The organism is Nocardia sp. NPDC087230, assembly GCF_044744725.1.
GTDB classification, from domain to species: Bacteria; Actinomycetota; Actinomycetes; order Mycobacteriales; family Mycobacteriaceae; genus Nocardia; species Nocardia canadensis.
In genome coordinates, this window is the sequence record NZ_JBIUYV010000004.1 from 421,153 (window position 1) to 435,601 (window position 14,449).

Here is a 14,449-nt window from a genome sequence, read left to right on the forward strand (position 1 = left end):
AGTGGGGCCTCGTCCCGGGATCCGCTGCCCACCGGGGTCACTGCCCTTAGGGTGAGGGCAGAACGGCCGACGGAGAAGGAGTGGCGGTGGCTGCTGGGCTGGTGAAGGGGCAGAACGCGGGGTTGGCGCAGCCGAAGGTGATGCTGACCGTGCGGGGCGGTGTGCCCGCGGATCTGTCCGCGCTGCTGGTGACCGCGGCCGGGAAGGTGCGCTCGGACGCCGATTTCGTGTTCTTCAATCAGCCCGAGGCGCCGGGGGTTCGGCTCGACGGGTCGGAACTGGTGGTGACGTTCGCGACCGTGCCCGCCGACATCGAACAGATTCGCGCGGTGATCACCGTCGCGGCCGAAGGGGATACGCTCGGCGCGGCCGTCGCGCCGGTGGCGTCGGTGGCCGATGCGGCCGGGAACCCGTTGTACGAGTATGTGATCGAGGGTCTCGACCGGGAGTCGGTGGTGATCGCGCTGGAGCTGTACCGGCGCGGTGAGCAGTGGAAGGTGCGCGCTGTCGGGCAGGGGTACGCCGGCGGGTTCGCCGACCTGGTCACCGATCACGGGGTCAGCGTGGACGACGAGCCCGAGGTGGCGGCACCGGCCTCGGACCGGTGGGAGGTGCGGACCGTGCCCGGCGAGGCGGCCCTGTCGTTCGAGCAGCGCGAGAAGCTGGACCTGCGCAAGCGCGAGGTCGCGAAGGTACTCGTCGACAAGAGCGCGTTCGGCACGCGGGCGCGGGTCGTGCTGGTCATCGACAAGACCGGCAGCATGCAGAAGCTGTACCGCGGCGGCACCGTCCACCGTGTGGTGGAGCGAATGATCCCGGTGGCCACCCAGCTCGACGACGACGGCTCCCTCGAGGCCTACCTCTACGCGCTGACCTTCGCCAAACTGCCCGACATCACGGTCGCCGGTGGTGAGCACTGGGCGCAGACCTACCTGCACCTGACCGGCACCCACGACGGCATCGACTACGACAGCATCGGCGGCCGCAACGACGAGCTCCCGGTGATGCGCGCCGTCATCGACACCCTCACCGCCGGCGCCGCCCCCACCCTGGTCCTGTTCTTCACCGACGGCGGTTTCGCCAAGAAGCGCGAAATCGCCGCCCTCATGCGCGAAGCCGCGGCCCTGCCCGCCTTCTGGCAATTCATCGGCCTCGGCAAAGCCAACTTCGGCGTCCTGCGCACCCTCGACGAACTCGACGGCCGCATCGTCGACAACGCCGGCTTCTTCGCCCTCGACGACATCGACCAGGTCGACGACGCCGAACTCTACCGCCGTCTGCTCGGCGAATTCCCGGACTGGCTCCGCGCCGCCCGCACCGCGGGCATCATCGGCTAGCAACAGCTGGATCGCTCACCGACCTCGACGACGCTCAGTCGTCGAGGTCGAGTTCACCCATCCGCGCCCAATCGGATTCGGGCAACTGGGCGTGCAGAATCCGTGGTGTCTCCCGCAGCGCCGGACGCATCGCTTCCAGCCCCTTGCGGAAGTGCTCGGAGCCGACGTGGTCGGCTCCGGCCTTGTCGTCCCGGAACGCCTCGACGAGGACGAATTCGGCGGGATCGTCCACACTGCGGTGCCATTCGAACCACAGGTTCCCCGGCTCTGCGCGAGTGGCCTCGGTGAACGGCGCGGTGCGGCTCAACCAGTCGTCGAGGTAGTCGTCGGCGACCTTGAACTTGACCACGATGAAGATCATGGGAACTTCCTTTCGGCATGGAGGTCCGGACACGGCGAGGGTAGGCGACATCGACCGGCCAAGCCTTGATGCGCATGTCGTGTCCGGCCCGTACCACTGCCTTCGGGGTGAATACGTTGCCCGGGGAGGTCAGGTCGAGCAGGCTAGGCGCTCGGGCCGGTGAGCGCGGGAGCATGTCGGCGCCGCACCCGCTGGATAGCCGCAGTCCACAGCAGTTGGACGGCGGGCAGTACCTGGCGCAGCTGGAGGGATTCCTTGGTCAGCTGGGCCGTCGCGCGCGCCTTGGTGGCCGCCGACGCCTTGCTGACGTGGCCGGAGTCGAACGGCGGGTGGGGGTCGTACTCGATGAGCAGCTGGACGGCCCTGGCCGCCGGTTCGCCGGCGATCTGGGCGAAAAGCCAGATCGCCAAGTCGATTCCGGCCGAGACTCCCGCCGCGGTCACGATCTTGCCCTCGCGCACGATCCGCTCGTCGCCGACGGGCTCGACGCCGAATGTCCGCAGGACGGGCAGCACGAGCCAGTGCGAGGTGGCGCGGCGGCCGCGCAGCAGGCCGGCGGCCGCCAGGATCACCGAGCCCGAGCACACCGATGTCGTCCAGGTCGAGGTGGCGTCGGCGCGGCGGAGCCAGTCGAGCAGCTTGTCGTCGCGGGCGTGCTCCATCGAGGTCATGCCCCCGGGCACCAGGACGAGGTCAGGCGAGGGGGTCTCGTCGAAGGAGTGGGTCGCGCCGATCAGCAGCACTCCCGAGTCCGCGGGGATCGGGCCCGGCTCGTGCCAGACGAAGCGGACCTCGGCGTCGGGCAGACGGCCGAGCACCTCGTAGGGGCCGATGAAGTCCAGTGCGGTGTATCCCGGATACACCACGATGGCGATCTGCATGTCGTCTCCTCTGTCAGGCGAAGGTCTTGCGGTACTGATCGGGCGAAATGCCCAGTCGGCGAACGAAGATGCGGCGCAACGACTCGGCACTGCCGAAGCCGCAACCGGCGGCGATGGCGGTGACGGTGTCGTCGGTCTCCTCGAGCCGGCGGCGGGCGGCCTCGGTGCGGATTCGCTCGACGTAGGCGCCGGGCGCCTCGCCGACCTCCCGGGTGAACACCCGGGTGAAGTGCCGCGGACTCATCGCGGCGCGACGGGCCAAGGCGGGAATGCTGTGTGCCCCCGCGGGTTCGGACTCGATCGCCTCCTGCACCGCGCGGATGGGCGCACGGTTGGCGCGGGGCGTCCATAGGGGCCCGGCGAACTGGGTCTGCCCGCCCGGCCTGCGCAGATAGAGGACGAGGTAGCGCGCCACCATCTGCGCGGCCTCGTGGCCGTAGTCGTCTTCGACGAGCGCCAGGGCCAGATCGATGCCCGCGGTGACACCCGCCGCCGTCCAGACGCGCTCGGCGCTGCGAATGAAGATCGGTTCGGGATCGACAGTGACCGAAGGGAATTCGCGAGCCAGGTGTCCGGCGAAAGCCCAGTGTGTGGTGGCCACGCAGCCGTCGATCAGGCCGGCCTGGGCGGCGAGGAAGGCGCCGGTGCAGACGCTGACGACGCGGCGGGCCCGCCCGGCCGCAGCCTGGATCCAGGCGATGAGCTCCGGGTCTCGCCGGGCAGCGTCGACGCCGAACCCGCCGGGCAGCACCAAGGTGTCGAGGGGATCGCGCGGATCGGGGAGCGGCTCGCCGAGCAGGGCGAGGCCGGTGTGGGCGGCGGCCGGTTCGCCCGCGCGGGTGACGACGCGGACCGAATAGCCGTCCTCGCCCCGCCCCTGGCCGGTCAGGTACAGGGACGCGGCCGTGAACACCTCGAACGGGCCGACCAGGTCGAGGGCTTGGACGCCCGGAAAGCCGAGAATGAGGACGGTCTGCACGAATTCAGTGTTGGTGACGTGCAGCCGTGGCGTCCAGGCCGTCGACCCCACATATCAGGACATCCGACGATATGAAGAGAGAATTAGAGCTACATTGTCTCAATGGTGGGCACAAGCGATTCGCGCCGGTTCGTCGTCATCGGGGGTGGGCTGGCCGGTTTGGCCGCCGCGGTGTGGCTGGCGGAGGCCGGAAAACAGGTGACGTTGCTGGAGCGGCGCGCGCGGCTGGGTGGGCGCACGCAGGCGATGCGGGTCGCCGAGGTGAACGACCTCGCCGACAACGGCCAGCACGTGGTCGCGAGCGGGTATCACAGCCTGTGGCGGTATCTGGACAGCGTCGGCACCCGGCAGTACGTGGAGTTTCCGGGCGCCGGGAGTCTGCGCTGGCCGGGCGGTCGCGCGATCATGTTGTACACCAAGGGTTTCGGCGCGTTGTGCACCTTGCTGGGCGCGCACCCCGATGCCGGGCCGCTGGATCGGCTGCGGGCGCTGCGGTCCTCGCTGCGACTGGTCCGCGAGGCGCTGTGGCAGCCGCGGGACCTCGCCGACATCACCACCGCGCAGTGGTTCCAGCGCGTCGGCATGCCGGCGAAAGCGCGGGAAGCCCTGTGGGATTGGCTCGCGCTCGGCATCGCGGCCGAGCCGGTGGACCGGGAGTCGGCGAAGGTGTTCGCCGATGTGCTGGCCACCGGCGTGCGGATCGGAGTGCGCGACCGGGCGGGCGTCACGATCGGCTACCCCACCGTGGACCTGGACACCCTCTACATCGCCGGTGCCCACAAGGTCTTCGAACGCCACGGCGTCGAGGTGCGCTACCGGGCGGTGGCCCGCAAGATCGTCATCACCGACGGCGAGGCGACCGGCGTGCAGCTGGCGGATGGCTCGGTGATCGAGGCCGACGCGGTGATCTGCGCGGTTCCGAACTCCACGATCGGCGGGCTCCTCGACGACCTGCCCGAGCATGCCGAGATCTATGCCGCCGCCGACAAGCTGGGTGCCACCCCGATCGTGAGCACCAACCTGTATCTGGACCGGCCCCTGCGGACCAAGTCGGCCATGGAGGCGCTGATCGGCGGCACCGGCGTGATCGACCAGGTCTTCGACCGCCAGCGCATGCACGGTCGCACACCCGACGGCACCTGGCTGTACTGCCTGACCACCAGCGGCGCCTACGAGCAGATCCACAAGAGCAATGCCGAGATCGTCGCCGAGCAGATCGACCTCCTGCGCCGCTATTATCCGGAAGCCGCCGAGGCGAAAGTCGTGACCGGCCATGTGGTGAAGATGCCCAGAGCGACGTTCTCCCAGGTCCTCGGCACCGACAACCTGCGCCCCGGCCAGCGCACCTCGGTCCCGAACCTGATGCTGGCCGGCGACTGGACCCGCACCGACTGGTCGGCGACGATGGAGAGCGCCGTCCAGAGCGCCGAACGCGCCGTCGCGGCACTGCTCGAGCAGTAGCGGCAGGCAGACACCGGACGCACGTATCCAGAATCCCAGCGCGCGGGTGACGACCGGCAGCACCACCCAGGTCAGCAGGCTGACCGACAGGATGTTGCCGACCAGCAGGCTCAGCCACAGCTGAGCGCCCGGCCAGAGTTCGTCGATCGCCAGGGTGAGGATCACCACCGTCGGATACAGCCCCACCAGGACCGACAGTGCCGTCTTCCAGGACGCGGGACCCTCGTCGGTCGCGGACCCGGTCGGTGGAAACCACGAGCCGTAGGGGTTGGCGATGCGGTGGACCTCGAAGTCGCGGAAGTCGGGGGCCGCCGCGAGCAGTGCCTTGCGCTGAGGAGAGTCGAGCCAGCCGTTGAGATGCTCGACCGAGGCGTAGGAACAGACAAGCGTCCACTCGTCCTGCACGCCGGGAATCGGCCGGTGCAGCTCGGACCAGCGGAAGCCGGTGAACGTCCGCTCGGCCTCGGTCATGCGGGCCTGCCAGGCGACGAACTCCGCCTCACGGCCGGCCGCCACGGGGTGGGACACGACGACGGTCGCGACCTCGTCGCCGGGCTCGTCGAGCAGGACGTGCTGGGTCGACGGCCGCTCGAAGAACCCGGTTCCGCGCGCGAGCAGCTCACGCCGCGTCGCGCTGTCCAGCCAGCGTCTCAGGTGGCCGACATCGTCGAACCGGTAGCGGACCGACCACTCGGCCCCGGCGTCGACCGGTGGCGTGACGTCGGCGCCGAGGAATCCCGGGAAGGTGGCCGCGGCATCGTCGACCTCCGCCTGCCACCGCCGGAACTCCGCCTCACGTCCCGCGCGCAGCTGCTGGGTGATGACCACCGTCGCCGCGGCGGGCGGTACAGCCTTCGCGGCAGGCATGTCAGTACGGGTGCTTGTCGGGCTTCTCGGCCCACGCCCGGTACGCGACCGCGCCCAGATCGCGGCCGAACTGTTCGATGCGCACCCGCCGCTCGGACAGCGGTTTGGTGAAGTCCTCGTACTGGAATGCGTCGTCGAATCCGATGGCGCTGGTGTCGGCCAGATCGCTCGCGAAATGCACGGCGTCGAGCCGCGCCCAATAGATCGCGCTCATACACATGGGGCAGGGAGCGCCGCTGATATAGATCTCCATGCCCATCAGCATTTTCGCGCGTTTCGGAAGTCTGTCGGCGGATCCTTCGGGCCGGGGGACCAATTCGAGGGTGGATTCGTTCTGGTGTGCCGGGGAAATCGACGGTGCCTCGCCGTTGAGTACCTGGGCCGCCTTGCGGATGGTCTCGATCTCGGCGTGCGCGGTGATGTCGCCGGTGAGCAGAACCCGGTTCTGACCTCGGGCGACGATCTCCCCGTCCTTCGCGATGACGGCGCCGAACGGTCCACCCCAATCGTTGTCGACCGACTCCTCGGCCAGTCTGCATGCCTTTCCATGAGTGCGTCCGGTGTCATCGAAATCGTCCCTCGCGGTGTCGGGTCACGGCTGCTGTTCGATGCGCATTTGACATCCGGAATGCTGGTCCGGCGTCCTGCCGACGGCTCGCGATACCTTTCGAATCCACCGCTGGGCCGGTCCGCGCGAAATAGCGCGACCGGGCGGCCGAGGCCGGCGGCCGAAAATCGGTTGTCGCCCGCTGAGCACATCGTTAGCGTGTCTATCGTTTGTGACCACCGCACCGAAAGGACACCCCATGGAGCCCGTCACCGAACGCGACATCAGGTCGTCGTTCGTCAACTGTTCGAAGGGCGACGCCAAACGCCTGTCCGTGCCGCGCGACCTCGACGCTCGTCCCTGGGACGACCTCGACTTCCTCGGCTGGACCGATCCCTCGTACCCGGGTCGTTGCTATCTGTCGGTCCCGCGCGACGGCGAGCTGGTCAGCGTCGCCCTGCGGCACGAGACCGGCGGATCGGGCAAGACGCAGATGTGCGCGTTCTGCCTGACCACCCACACCGGCGGCGGCGTCTCGCTGATGACCGCGAACAAGGCCGGGGAATCGGGACGGCGCGGCAACACGATCGGCAGCTATATCTGCACCGATCTGGCCTGCTCGCTGTACGCCCGCAACAAGAAGCGGCCCGCGCTGGGCAGCCGGTATCGCGAGGATCTGACGCCGGAGGAGAAGGCGCAGCGGGTCCGCGAGAACCTGTTCGCCTTCCTGGACCGCCTCGCCGCCTAGCCGCGCGGCCCCAGCGCACGAAAGGAGGTAGCTGCCATGTGCCGACACTCGAGACCCCGCACGCCAGACGACCCGAGTTCTCTTGCCGAACAAGAGAACTCGGGTCGCGATGCCTTGCCGGTCGAGGTGGCCCGGAGTTGTCCGGACCGCGCCGAGCGGACAGGGGTCAGAGCATGGCGTTCATGATCGTGCCCGCGCTGGTGGCGACCGCGCCGCCGATCATCGCGCCCGCGATCATCTTCGGCGACTCGAGTCCGCCACCGGTCCACTTCTCCCAGGCGAACTTGCCGCCGGCGTAGGTGATGGCGATGACGCCCGACAGCAGGATGAACCAGGTGAAGTAGCGCACCAGCTGCAAGATCTTGTCCGACATCGGGGGTGCTTCGGGAGTCGGATTGCCGATCTGCGCCAGGGTATCGGTGACGGCGGCCAGAATCATGTTTGCTCTCACTCGGTACTCGGGGGGAACGGCGATGAACTGCTGACGCTGATGTTATCCGGTCGAATCGGGTGCCGCAGCCGCCCACCCGCAGCGGACCGATCGGTTTTGTTGGCGTGCTGGGGGTTCGCGCCCCTATCCTGGACTCGTCCGAATACGGCAGTGCTGGAACGCAGTTCGCATCACGCGAAAAGGGGAGCAGGCTATGAGCATCATTCTGACGTCGATGGCCGAGACTGTCACGACGTTCGCGCAGGTCGGCAACCCCACGCCCGAGGCGCCGCCGCTGTCGGACAAGATCATGCAGATGGTCCAGTACCTGACCTGGTTCATGATCTTGTCGGGCGTGCTGGCGATCACTGTGGCGGGTGGCAAGTTCGCCTGGGAGAAGTGGAACGGCAGCGCGATGGAGTCGCCGAAGATGATCGCCGGCGCGATGATCGGCGGCGTGGTGGCCACCAGCGGCGGCACGATCATGAACGCGATTCTCGGCTAGATCCGAGCGCCCTTGGCGCGGTTGCAGGCCCGGCACAGGATCTGCAGGTTCGCCGCGCTCGTCGCACCACCGCGGCTGAGCGGGATGATGTGATCGAACTCCAGGTAGTGGCCGTCGCCGCATTCGACGCAGCGACCACCGTCGCGCTGCCACACCTGGGCTTTCACGTCCTGCGGGATGCTGCGGCTGTCCCGTTGACCCGGCGTCAGGACCAGGCGTTTCGCCACGCGCAGCGCGCCTTCCAGGGCGGCCGCCACATAGTCGGGATCGGTGACGCCGAAGGTGGCGCCGCCGCGTGCCGAAGTCGCGGCCAGCACCACGGTGCCGTGTTCGGGATGCACGGAGACGACCCGGTTCCACGGCAGTTCGATGCCGGTACCGTCGCCGACGAACCGCAGCTTCTTGGAGCTGCCGATCAACCGGCCCTCGGTGTTGCGCGGGCCGCGCGCCAGCATCCTGATGTGCACGGCGGGCAGGTCCAGGTGCACCCGTTCCTCGGGATCCAGGTGCAGGCCCGGCGTATCGATGGTGGGCAGTTCGCCCGCGCGCAGCCGCGACAGGGTGCGGCCCCGGTGCATCCGGCGCCGCAGGTCCTCGACCAGCGGGCCCGACAGCGCCAGCTCGCTCACCACGTGCTCGAACGCGTCGAGCTCGTCGGCGAACACCTCGCCGTCGGCGAAGGCGAACGCGACCATCCGTTCCACCTGGGTCAGTCCGGCATCGCGCAGTACCGCGCGTCCGCGCTCCTCGTCGATGCGCTGGTAGCGCAGGGCCGCCCAGACCTCGATCCAGTCCTCGGACAGGGTGCCGGGGCCGGTGAGCACCCGGCGGGCGCGGGTGCGCCAGTGGGTGAGGAACTCCTCGATCTCGCCCGCGCACGACCGGCACTGGCCGTGCCCACCGAAGAGTTTGCGGCGCAACGGGGTGTCGCAGCGGGGGCAGCGGGCGCGGTTGTCCTGCACGTGCCTGCGGGTGCTGGTGGTCCATTCGTGGCCGTCCCACCAGCGCAACTGGTCGGGGACCTGTGGGTCGGGATGCCAGTCGGCGAGCTCCGGGTCCTGCGGTGGCGGTGGCGGGACATCGATGACACGGCGGGTGAGCGCGGGCGGGCGCGACTGTGCGCGTCCGGCACGCCCGGGTTCGGCCGGATCGATGCGCGCGTCGTCGGGATACGCCGGGGCGTCGCCCTCCGCGCCGTGGGCGAACTCCGCCCGATCGGCGACGCGGGCGGACATCGCCGGCGCGGGCCGCGCCGCCGCGCGATCCGCGCCCGGTTCGTCCACGGTGACGCCGAATTCGGTGGCCAGCCCGGCCAGTCCACCCGACCAGCCCTGCCCGATCGCCCGGAACCGCCACTGCCCGTCGCGCCGGTAGAACTCGCCGAACATCATCGCCTGCACGTCCTCGATGCCGTCCAGCGCGAACCGGGCCACCGGCCCGTCGGCGGCGTGCACGGTGAGCGTCAGCTCGGTCAGCTGATCGAAGGTGCCCTCGTCGAGCGAGGCGCTGACGACGATGCGCGCCACCTCCGCCTCGGTCCGTGGCAGCGACACACTCAGCCGCGCGGTGCCCGGCGCGGGCTCCTGATCCAGCGTCACCGCCTGCGAGGCGTGCCGAGGGGCGTTGAAGAACACGAAATCCCGGTCGCCGCGCACCAGCCCCGACTCGGTGACCAGCAGCGCGTGCGCGTCGACGGCATGCGCCGACCGCCATGAAAGGACCACGGCGAGAAGCGATGTCGGGACCGGCGCGTGCGCGCCCTTGCGGAGTTCCATGGTGCTCGCATGATGTCATGCCCCACCGACAGGGTTGTTGGAGCGCCGGCGCGCTCGAGGTCGCGGCCCGTTGGTCCCGCCGATCGGGCGCCGTGGCTTGCTCCTTCGTCGCTTGCGCCACGGCGCCTGATCGGCGGGACGGCCGCGACGGCCGACTGCGGGCGAGTTGGGGCGACGGTTATGGGCGGTGGCCCGCAGACACGGGTGGGGCGCATCCCTGCGTGGGCGTGCTCGGTGCGGCACAGTGGTGGCATGACGAACCCGAAGAAGCGGGGACGCGCTGCGGAGCCCACGCCGGAGCCGCAGGGGCGCAAGGTGCCGGGGGCCGACCTGCTCTCGGCGGCGCAGGCCGCGGTGGGGGCGGCGCAGACGGCGGCGGGACAGGCTATCGATGCGGCGCAGCAGACGGCGGGATACGCCTTCGACGCGGCGGTGCGGTTGCCTCCGGCCTCGGCCCAGCTGGCCGCCCAGCTGCCGGATCTGGTGGAGAACCTGTCGATCGCGGTCGACCGGCTCAACAGCACCATCGACCGGCTCGACCGCACCCTGGCGCTGGCCGACCCGGTCTTCGCCACCTACGACCGGCTGCTGCCCAGGCTCGAGGCGATGATCTCACTGGGCGAGGATCTCTTCGGCGCGCTGGCGAAACTGCCGGGCGTCGGGCTGCTCGGCCGGATCACCGGCCGGGCCGGCGAGGAACCGCCGCCGGACCTCGGCAAGGGCAAGCGTCCGCGTCGCTAGGCCAGCGCACGGAAGGTCGCGGCGGCCTTGAGCACCATCTCCGCGTACTCGTCCTCGGCGTCGGAATCGAGGACGATCGCGCCGCCCGCGCCGATGCGCCACTCGTCGTCGAAGCGCACGGCCGTGCGGATGACGATGTTCAGGTCGGCCGTGCCGCCCAGGCCGAGGAAGCCGATTGTGCCCGAATAGATCCCGCGCGCCTGCGTTTCCAGCTCGTCGAGGATCTCCATGGTGCGCAGCTTGGGCGCGCCGGTCATCGAGCCGCCGGGGAAGCAGGCCCGCAGACAGTCGATCACTCCGGCGTCGGGGCGCAGTGTCCCCCGCACCGTCGACACCAATTGGTGCAGGGTGGAATAGGTTTCGGTGGCCATCAGCTCCGGCACGTGCACCGAGCCGACCTCGCAGACCCGCCCCAGATCGTTGCGCAGCAGGTCCACGATCATCAGGTTCTCGGCTCTGGTCTTCGGATCGTCGGCCAGCGACAGCCGTAGATGTTCGTCCTCGGCGACGGTCCGCCCGCGCGGCGCGGTGCCCTTGATCGGCTTGCTCTCCACCACCCGGTCGCGGTCGATCTTGAGGAACCGCTCCGGCGACGAACAGGCGACATCGAGCCCGTCGAACCGCAGATACGCGGCATACGGCGCCGGATTGCAGCGGCGTAGCCGTCGGTAGAAGGCGAGCCCGTCGTCGGGGGCCGCGGCGACGGCCACCGTGTCGGTCAGGCAGATCTCGTAGGACTCGCCCGCGTGCAGCCGCTCCTGGCAGACCGCGATATCGGCCAGGTAGCGCTCGCGCCCACGCACCAGATGCGCCGGTACGGCGTCCGGATCGGCGGGCACGGGCAGGTCGGCCGGATTGACCCAGGTCGGCAGATCGGCCAGGGCCGCGGCGGTCTCGGCCAGCCAGCGATCCGCCGAGGCGGGGTCGTGCTCGGTGAGGGCGAGCAGATGCGTGTGGCCGGCTTCGTGGTCGACGACGATCAGCCGGTCGGCGAAGATCCACTGGGCATCCGGGGTGGGGGAGCGGTGGACCGCGCTCGCGCCGCAGTCGGCCTTGATCTCGTAGCCGAGATAGCCGACGTATCCGCCGGCGAAGTCGAACGGCAGGCCGGGAGTATCACAGTGCCGGTGCCGCAGCTCGCGGTCGAGATAGTCCAGCACGGTCCCGGGGACGGTGCGGACGCCCGCGGCGTCCGTCACCGTGACGGCGCCCTCGCCCACCCGGTACTCGACGATCTCCGCGTGCGGACCCGTCGCGTCGCCCAGGAAGGAGAACCGGTCCAGGCCCGGCTCGACGTGTTCGCTGTCGAGCCAGAACGCGGTCGGTGACTCGGCGTAGCGGCGCAGGAAGATCGCCTCGGTATCGATGGCCCGCTCGATCACGCTGTGCCGCAACCGGAATCGACGTCCGAGAGCGGGGCGCCGCGGCTGCTCGCGCGGTCCGCGCACGACGACCGGCGCGCCGCTGTGCGTGCGCGCCTTGGTCAGATCGGCGAAGTTGCGCAGCAGCGCCGCACCGAACTCACTCGACACCGACTCGGGATGGAACTGCACACCCCACTGCGGCCGCTCGCGATGGCGCACCCCCATGATCACGCCGTCGCTGGTCGAGGCGGTCACCTCGAGCACCGGCGGCAGCGGCTCCTGCGCGGCCAGCGAGTGATACCGCACGACGGTGAAGTCCTGCGGCAGACCGGCGAACAGGTCGCGATCGTCGTGCACGACCCGATCGAGGAACCCGTGCCGGGCTTGCGGCGCCCGGCCGACCGTGCCGCCCGCGCCGACCACGATGCCCTGGTGACCGAGGCAGACGCCGAGCAGCGGCAGGGTCGACTCCGCGATCACCGCCGTCGACATCCCCATGTCGCGGTCGCGATCGGGGCGGCCGGGACCGGGCGAGATCACCACATTGTCGAAACCGTCCAGCGCCGGCCCGGCGGCCTCGTCGTTGCGCACGACGATCGGCTCGTTCCCGTTGACCTCGCTGATCAGCTGATAGAGGTTGTAGGTGAACGAGTCGTAGTTGTCGATCAACAGCGTGCGCATCGTGGCAGAAACCCTACGCCGGGCCCACGGACGACTCGCCTCGGGCACAATGATCGCCATGTCTGTTTCGCAACCGGTCGACGTGGACCCGGCGATCGCGGATTTCGCGGCGATCGGCCGATGGATGGACGAGCGTGGCCTGCCCGCCGGCGAGGTCGGCGCGGTCAGCTCGATCGGCGGTGGCACGCAGAACATCATGTTGCGCTTCACCCGTGGCGGTCGCGAGTACGTGCTGCGCCGCGGACCCAAGCATCTGCGCGCCAAGAGCAACGACGTGATCCGGCGCGAATCGCGGCTGCTCGGCGCGATCGACGACACCGAGGTGCGCTCGCCCCGGGTGATCGCCGCCTGTGACGACGAGACGGTGATCGGCGCGGTGTTCTACCTGATGGAACCGATCCACGGCTTCAACCCGCAGACCGAACTTCCCGACCTGCACGCGCACGACCCGGAGATCCGCAGGCAGATGGGTCTGTCCGCGGTCGAGGCCATCGCCCGCCTCGGCGAGCTCGACTATCAGGCGCTCGGCCTGGCCGACTACGGCAAGCCCGAGGGTTTCCTGGAGCGTCAGGTGCCGCGCTGGCTGCGCGAACTCGACTCCTACACCGCCAACGAGGGCTACCCCGGGCCGCGGATTCCGGGCGTCGAGCAGGTCGGCGACTGGCTCGAACGCCACCGCCCGACCACCTGGACCCCGGGCATCATGCACGGCGACTGTCACCTGGCCAACATGATGTTCGACTACGACAGCCCGCAGGTGGCGGCGATGGTGGACTGGGAGATGTCGACCATCGGCGACCCGCTGCTCGACCTGGGCTGGCAGCTGGCGACCCGGCCGGTGCCGGGCACCGTCGGCGCCGGGCTGATGGGCACCCTGGGCACGGTCGGCGGTCTGCCCACCCCCGAGGAGATGATCGAGCACTACGGTCGGTTCTCCGCGCGCGATCTGAGCGCGGTGACCTGGTACGAGGTGCTGGCCTGCTTCAAGCTCGGCATCGTGCTCGAGGGCACCCACGCCCGCGCCTTCGCCGGCAAGGCGCCCAAGCCGGTCGGTGACTTCCTGCACGCGGTGACCCTGGAACTGTTCGAGAAGGCCCGGCAGCTGACCGTGTGATGCCCGGATCTCGCCGATGGTTGGCGGAATATTGATGGATCGCAAGATGCGGACATTCTAGGCTGTGGACATGATCGTTCCCGACGCCAAGAACTGGACCTGGGTCCTCGAACGTGCCTGTCCCGACTGTGGTTTCGACGCCGAGTCGATCGCCTACGCGGCGGTGCCCGACCGGACCGTCGACAGCGCGGCGCGCATCGGTGCCGCTCTCGAACGCGACGACGCGCGGGTGCGCCCCGACGACGCGACCTGGTCGGTGCTCGAATACGGCGCCCACGTGCGCGACGTGTGCCGGATCTTCGACACCCGGCTGGCGCTGATGCTCACCGACGACGGCGCCGAGCCGCCGCGGTTCGAGAACTGGGACCAGGACGCGACCGCCGTCGCCGACCGCTACGACCGGCAGGACCCGGCAGTGGTGGCGACCGAACTCGCAGCGGCCGCCGAGCGGATTGCCGCCGCCTTCGCCGCGGTGCCCGCCGATCGGCTCGGCGCGCGGGGCGCGCGCAGCGACGGATCGCTGTTCACGGTCACGTCGCTGGCTCGATACTTCCTGCACGACCTCGTCCATCACGTCCATGACGTGCGCGGATAGATATTTCTCGGATAATTTTTAGAACGTGTTTCAGAATTGGCCGATTCTTCGTTAGGGTGAGTG

General features: G+C 69.6%; 14 protein-coding genes and 2 pseudogenes. 7 read left to right on the forward strand and 9 right to left on the reverse strand.

Annotated features, from left to right (window positions below; translation table 11 throughout):
• Positions 1 to 86 precede the first annotated feature (86 nt).
• Positions 87 to 1,337 carry a VWA domain-containing protein gene (locus ACIO52_RS17615; RefSeq protein WP_316573962.1) on the forward strand — a complete coding sequence of 417 codons (1,251 nt, stop codon included), beginning with the start codon at positions 87 to 89 and terminating at the stop codon, positions 1,335 to 1,337.
• A gap of 34 nt (positions 1,338 to 1,371) precedes the next feature.
• On the opposite strand, the gene ACIO52_RS17620 is transcribed toward ACIO52_RS17615, so the two are convergent.
• The 3 genes from ACIO52_RS17620 to ACIO52_RS17630 form a co-directional block, all read right to left on the reverse strand.
• On the reverse strand, positions 1,372 to 1,698 hold the full coding sequence (locus ACIO52_RS17620) for a putative quinol monooxygenase (protein WP_316573963.1): 327 nt from the start codon (positions 1,696 to 1,698) through the stop codon (positions 1,372 to 1,374).
• Positions 1,699 to 1,841: 143 nt separating this feature from the next.
• The gene (locus ACIO52_RS17625; RefSeq protein ID WP_316573964.1) at positions 1,842 to 2,579 is read right to left on the reverse strand and encodes a DJ-1/PfpI family protein; all 738 of its coding nucleotides are present in this window, start codon (positions 2,577 to 2,579) and stop codon (positions 1,842 to 1,844) included.
• 13 nt (positions 2,580 to 2,592) lie between these two features.
• Positions 2,593 to 3,558, reverse strand: a complete 966-nt coding sequence (locus ACIO52_RS17630) for a GlxA family transcriptional regulator (RefSeq protein WP_402644967.1) — start codon at positions 3,556 to 3,558, stop codon at positions 2,593 to 2,595.
• A 102-nt stretch (positions 3,559 to 3,660) separates the two neighbouring features.
• Here ACIO52_RS17630 and hpnE point away from each other — a divergent pair, with 102 nt between their 5' ends.
• On the forward strand, positions 3,661 to 5,019 hold the full coding sequence (gene hpnE, locus ACIO52_RS17635; protein WP_316573966.1) for a hydroxysqualene dehydroxylase HpnE: 1,359 nt from the start codon (positions 3,661 to 3,663) through the stop codon (positions 5,017 to 5,019).
• A 330-nt stretch (positions 5,020 to 5,349) separates the two neighbouring features.
• On the opposite strand, the pseudogene ACIO52_RS17640 reads toward hpnE, so the two are convergent.
• The 3 genes and pseudogenes from ACIO52_RS17640 to ACIO52_RS17650 all read right to left on the reverse strand — a co-directional run.
• Positions 5,350 to 5,886, reverse strand: a pseudogene (locus tag ACIO52_RS17640) (antibiotic biosynthesis monooxygenase); the annotation flags it as partial.
• Position 5,887: 1 nt separating this feature from the next.
• Entirely contained in the window at positions 5,888 to 6,100 is a 213-nt protein-coding gene (locus ACIO52_RS17645) for a hypothetical protein (RefSeq protein ID WP_402644970.1), read from the reverse strand.
• Between the two features lie 15 nt (positions 6,101 to 6,115).
• Positions 6,116 to 6,418, reverse strand: a pseudogene (locus ACIO52_RS17650) (deaminase); the annotation flags it as partial.
• A gap of 274 nt (positions 6,419 to 6,692) precedes the next feature.
• Here ACIO52_RS17650 and ACIO52_RS17655 point away from each other — a divergent pair.
• A complete protein-coding gene (locus tag ACIO52_RS17655) occupies positions 6,693 to 7,181 on the forward strand; it encodes an FBP domain-containing protein (protein ID WP_218718914.1) in 489 nt (162 codons plus the stop codon).
• 166 nt (positions 7,182 to 7,347) lie between these two features.
• Here ACIO52_RS17655 and ACIO52_RS17660 read toward each other — a convergent pair whose 3' ends face one another.
• The gene (locus tag ACIO52_RS17660) at positions 7,348 to 7,620 is read right to left on the reverse strand and encodes a hypothetical protein (RefSeq protein WP_110040220.1); all 273 of its coding nucleotides are present in this window, start codon (positions 7,618 to 7,620) and stop codon (positions 7,348 to 7,350) included.
• 205 nt (positions 7,621 to 7,825) lie between these two features.
• On the opposite strand from ACIO52_RS17660, the gene ACIO52_RS17665 reads away from it, so the two are divergent.
• On the forward strand, positions 7,826 to 8,116 hold the full coding sequence (locus tag ACIO52_RS17665) for a hypothetical protein (protein WP_110040221.1): 291 nt from the start codon (positions 7,826 to 7,828) through the stop codon (positions 8,114 to 8,116).
• On the opposite strand, the gene ACIO52_RS17670 is transcribed toward ACIO52_RS17665, so the two are convergent.
• Complete coding sequence (locus ACIO52_RS17670) at positions 8,113 to 9,891, reverse strand: TerD family protein (RefSeq protein ID WP_218718913.1); 1,779 nt, start codon at positions 9,889 to 9,891, stop codon at positions 8,113 to 8,115. The two genes, ACIO52_RS17665 and ACIO52_RS17670, sit on opposite strands and share 4 nt — an antisense overlap.
• Before the next feature lie 252 nt (positions 9,892 to 10,143).
• Between ACIO52_RS17670 and ACIO52_RS17675 the strand changes: the two genes are divergently transcribed.
• Positions 10,144 to 10,632, forward strand: a complete 489-nt coding sequence (locus ACIO52_RS17675; RefSeq protein WP_316573969.1) for a hypothetical protein — start codon at positions 10,144 to 10,146, stop codon at positions 10,630 to 10,632.
• Here ACIO52_RS17675 and pabB read toward each other — a convergent pair.
• The gene (gene pabB, locus ACIO52_RS17680) at positions 10,629 to 12,677 is read right to left on the reverse strand and encodes an aminodeoxychorismate synthase component I (RefSeq protein WP_402644975.1); all 2,049 of its coding nucleotides are present in this window, start codon (positions 12,675 to 12,677) and stop codon (positions 10,629 to 10,631) included. The two genes, ACIO52_RS17675 and pabB, sit on opposite strands and share 4 nt — an antisense overlap.
• Before the next feature lie 49 nt (positions 12,678 to 12,726).
• Between pabB and ACIO52_RS17685 the strand changes: the two genes are divergently transcribed.
• Entirely contained in the window at positions 12,727 to 13,791 is a 1,065-nt protein-coding gene (locus ACIO52_RS17685; RefSeq protein ID WP_394358678.1) for a phosphotransferase family protein, read from the forward strand.
• 70 nt (positions 13,792 to 13,861) lie between these two features.
• Complete coding sequence (locus tag ACIO52_RS17690) at positions 13,862 to 14,386, forward strand: DinB family protein (RefSeq protein ID WP_316573971.1); 525 nt, start codon at positions 13,862 to 13,864, stop codon at positions 14,384 to 14,386.
• Positions 14,387 to 14,449: the final 63 nt, after the last annotated feature.

Excerpts from the sequence above, each read along its gene's own strand:
- ACIO52_RS17665 (WP_110040221.1), top strand. The coding sequence starts at position 7,826 with ATGAGCATCATTCTGACGTCGATGGCCGAGACTGTCACGACGTTCGCG.
- pabB (WP_402644975.1), bottom strand. The coding sequence starts at position 12,677 with ATGCGCACGCTGTTGATCGACAACTACGACTCGTTCACCTACAACCTC.
- ACIO52_RS17625 (WP_316573964.1), bottom strand. The coding sequence starts at position 2,579 with ATGCAGATCGCCATCGTGGTGTATCCGGGATACACCGCACTGGACTTC.
- ACIO52_RS17670 (WP_218718913.1), bottom strand. The coding sequence starts at position 9,891 with ATGGAACTCCGCAAGGGCGCGCACGCGCCGGTCCCGACATCGCTTCTC.
- ACIO52_RS17655 (WP_218718914.1), top strand. The coding sequence starts at position 6,693 with ATGGAGCCCGTCACCGAACGCGACATCAGGTCGTCGTTCGTCAACTGT.
- ACIO52_RS17620 (WP_316573963.1), bottom strand. The coding sequence starts at position 1,698 with ATGATCTTCATCGTGGTCAAGTTCAAGGTCGCCGACGACTACCTCGAC.
- ACIO52_RS17675 (WP_316573969.1), top strand. The coding sequence starts at position 10,144 with ATGACGAACCCGAAGAAGCGGGGACGCGCTGCGGAGCCCACGCCGGAG.
- ACIO52_RS17690 (WP_316573971.1), top strand. The coding sequence starts at position 13,862 with ATGATCGTTCCCGACGCCAAGAACTGGACCTGGGTCCTCGAACGTGCC.
- ACIO52_RS17660 (WP_110040220.1), bottom strand. The coding sequence starts at position 7,620 with ATGATTCTGGCCGCCGTCACCGATACCCTGGCGCAGATCGGCAATCCG.
- ACIO52_RS17685 (WP_394358678.1), top strand. The coding sequence starts at position 12,727 with ATGATCGCCATGTCTGTTTCGCAACCGGTCGACGTGGACCCGGCGATC.
- hpnE (WP_316573966.1), top strand. The coding sequence starts at position 3,661 with ATGGTGGGCACAAGCGATTCGCGCCGGTTCGTCGTCATCGGGGGTGGG.
- ACIO52_RS17645 (WP_402644970.1), bottom strand. The coding sequence starts at position 6,100 with ATGAGCGCGATCTATTGGGCGCGGCTCGACGCCGTGCATTTCGCGAGC.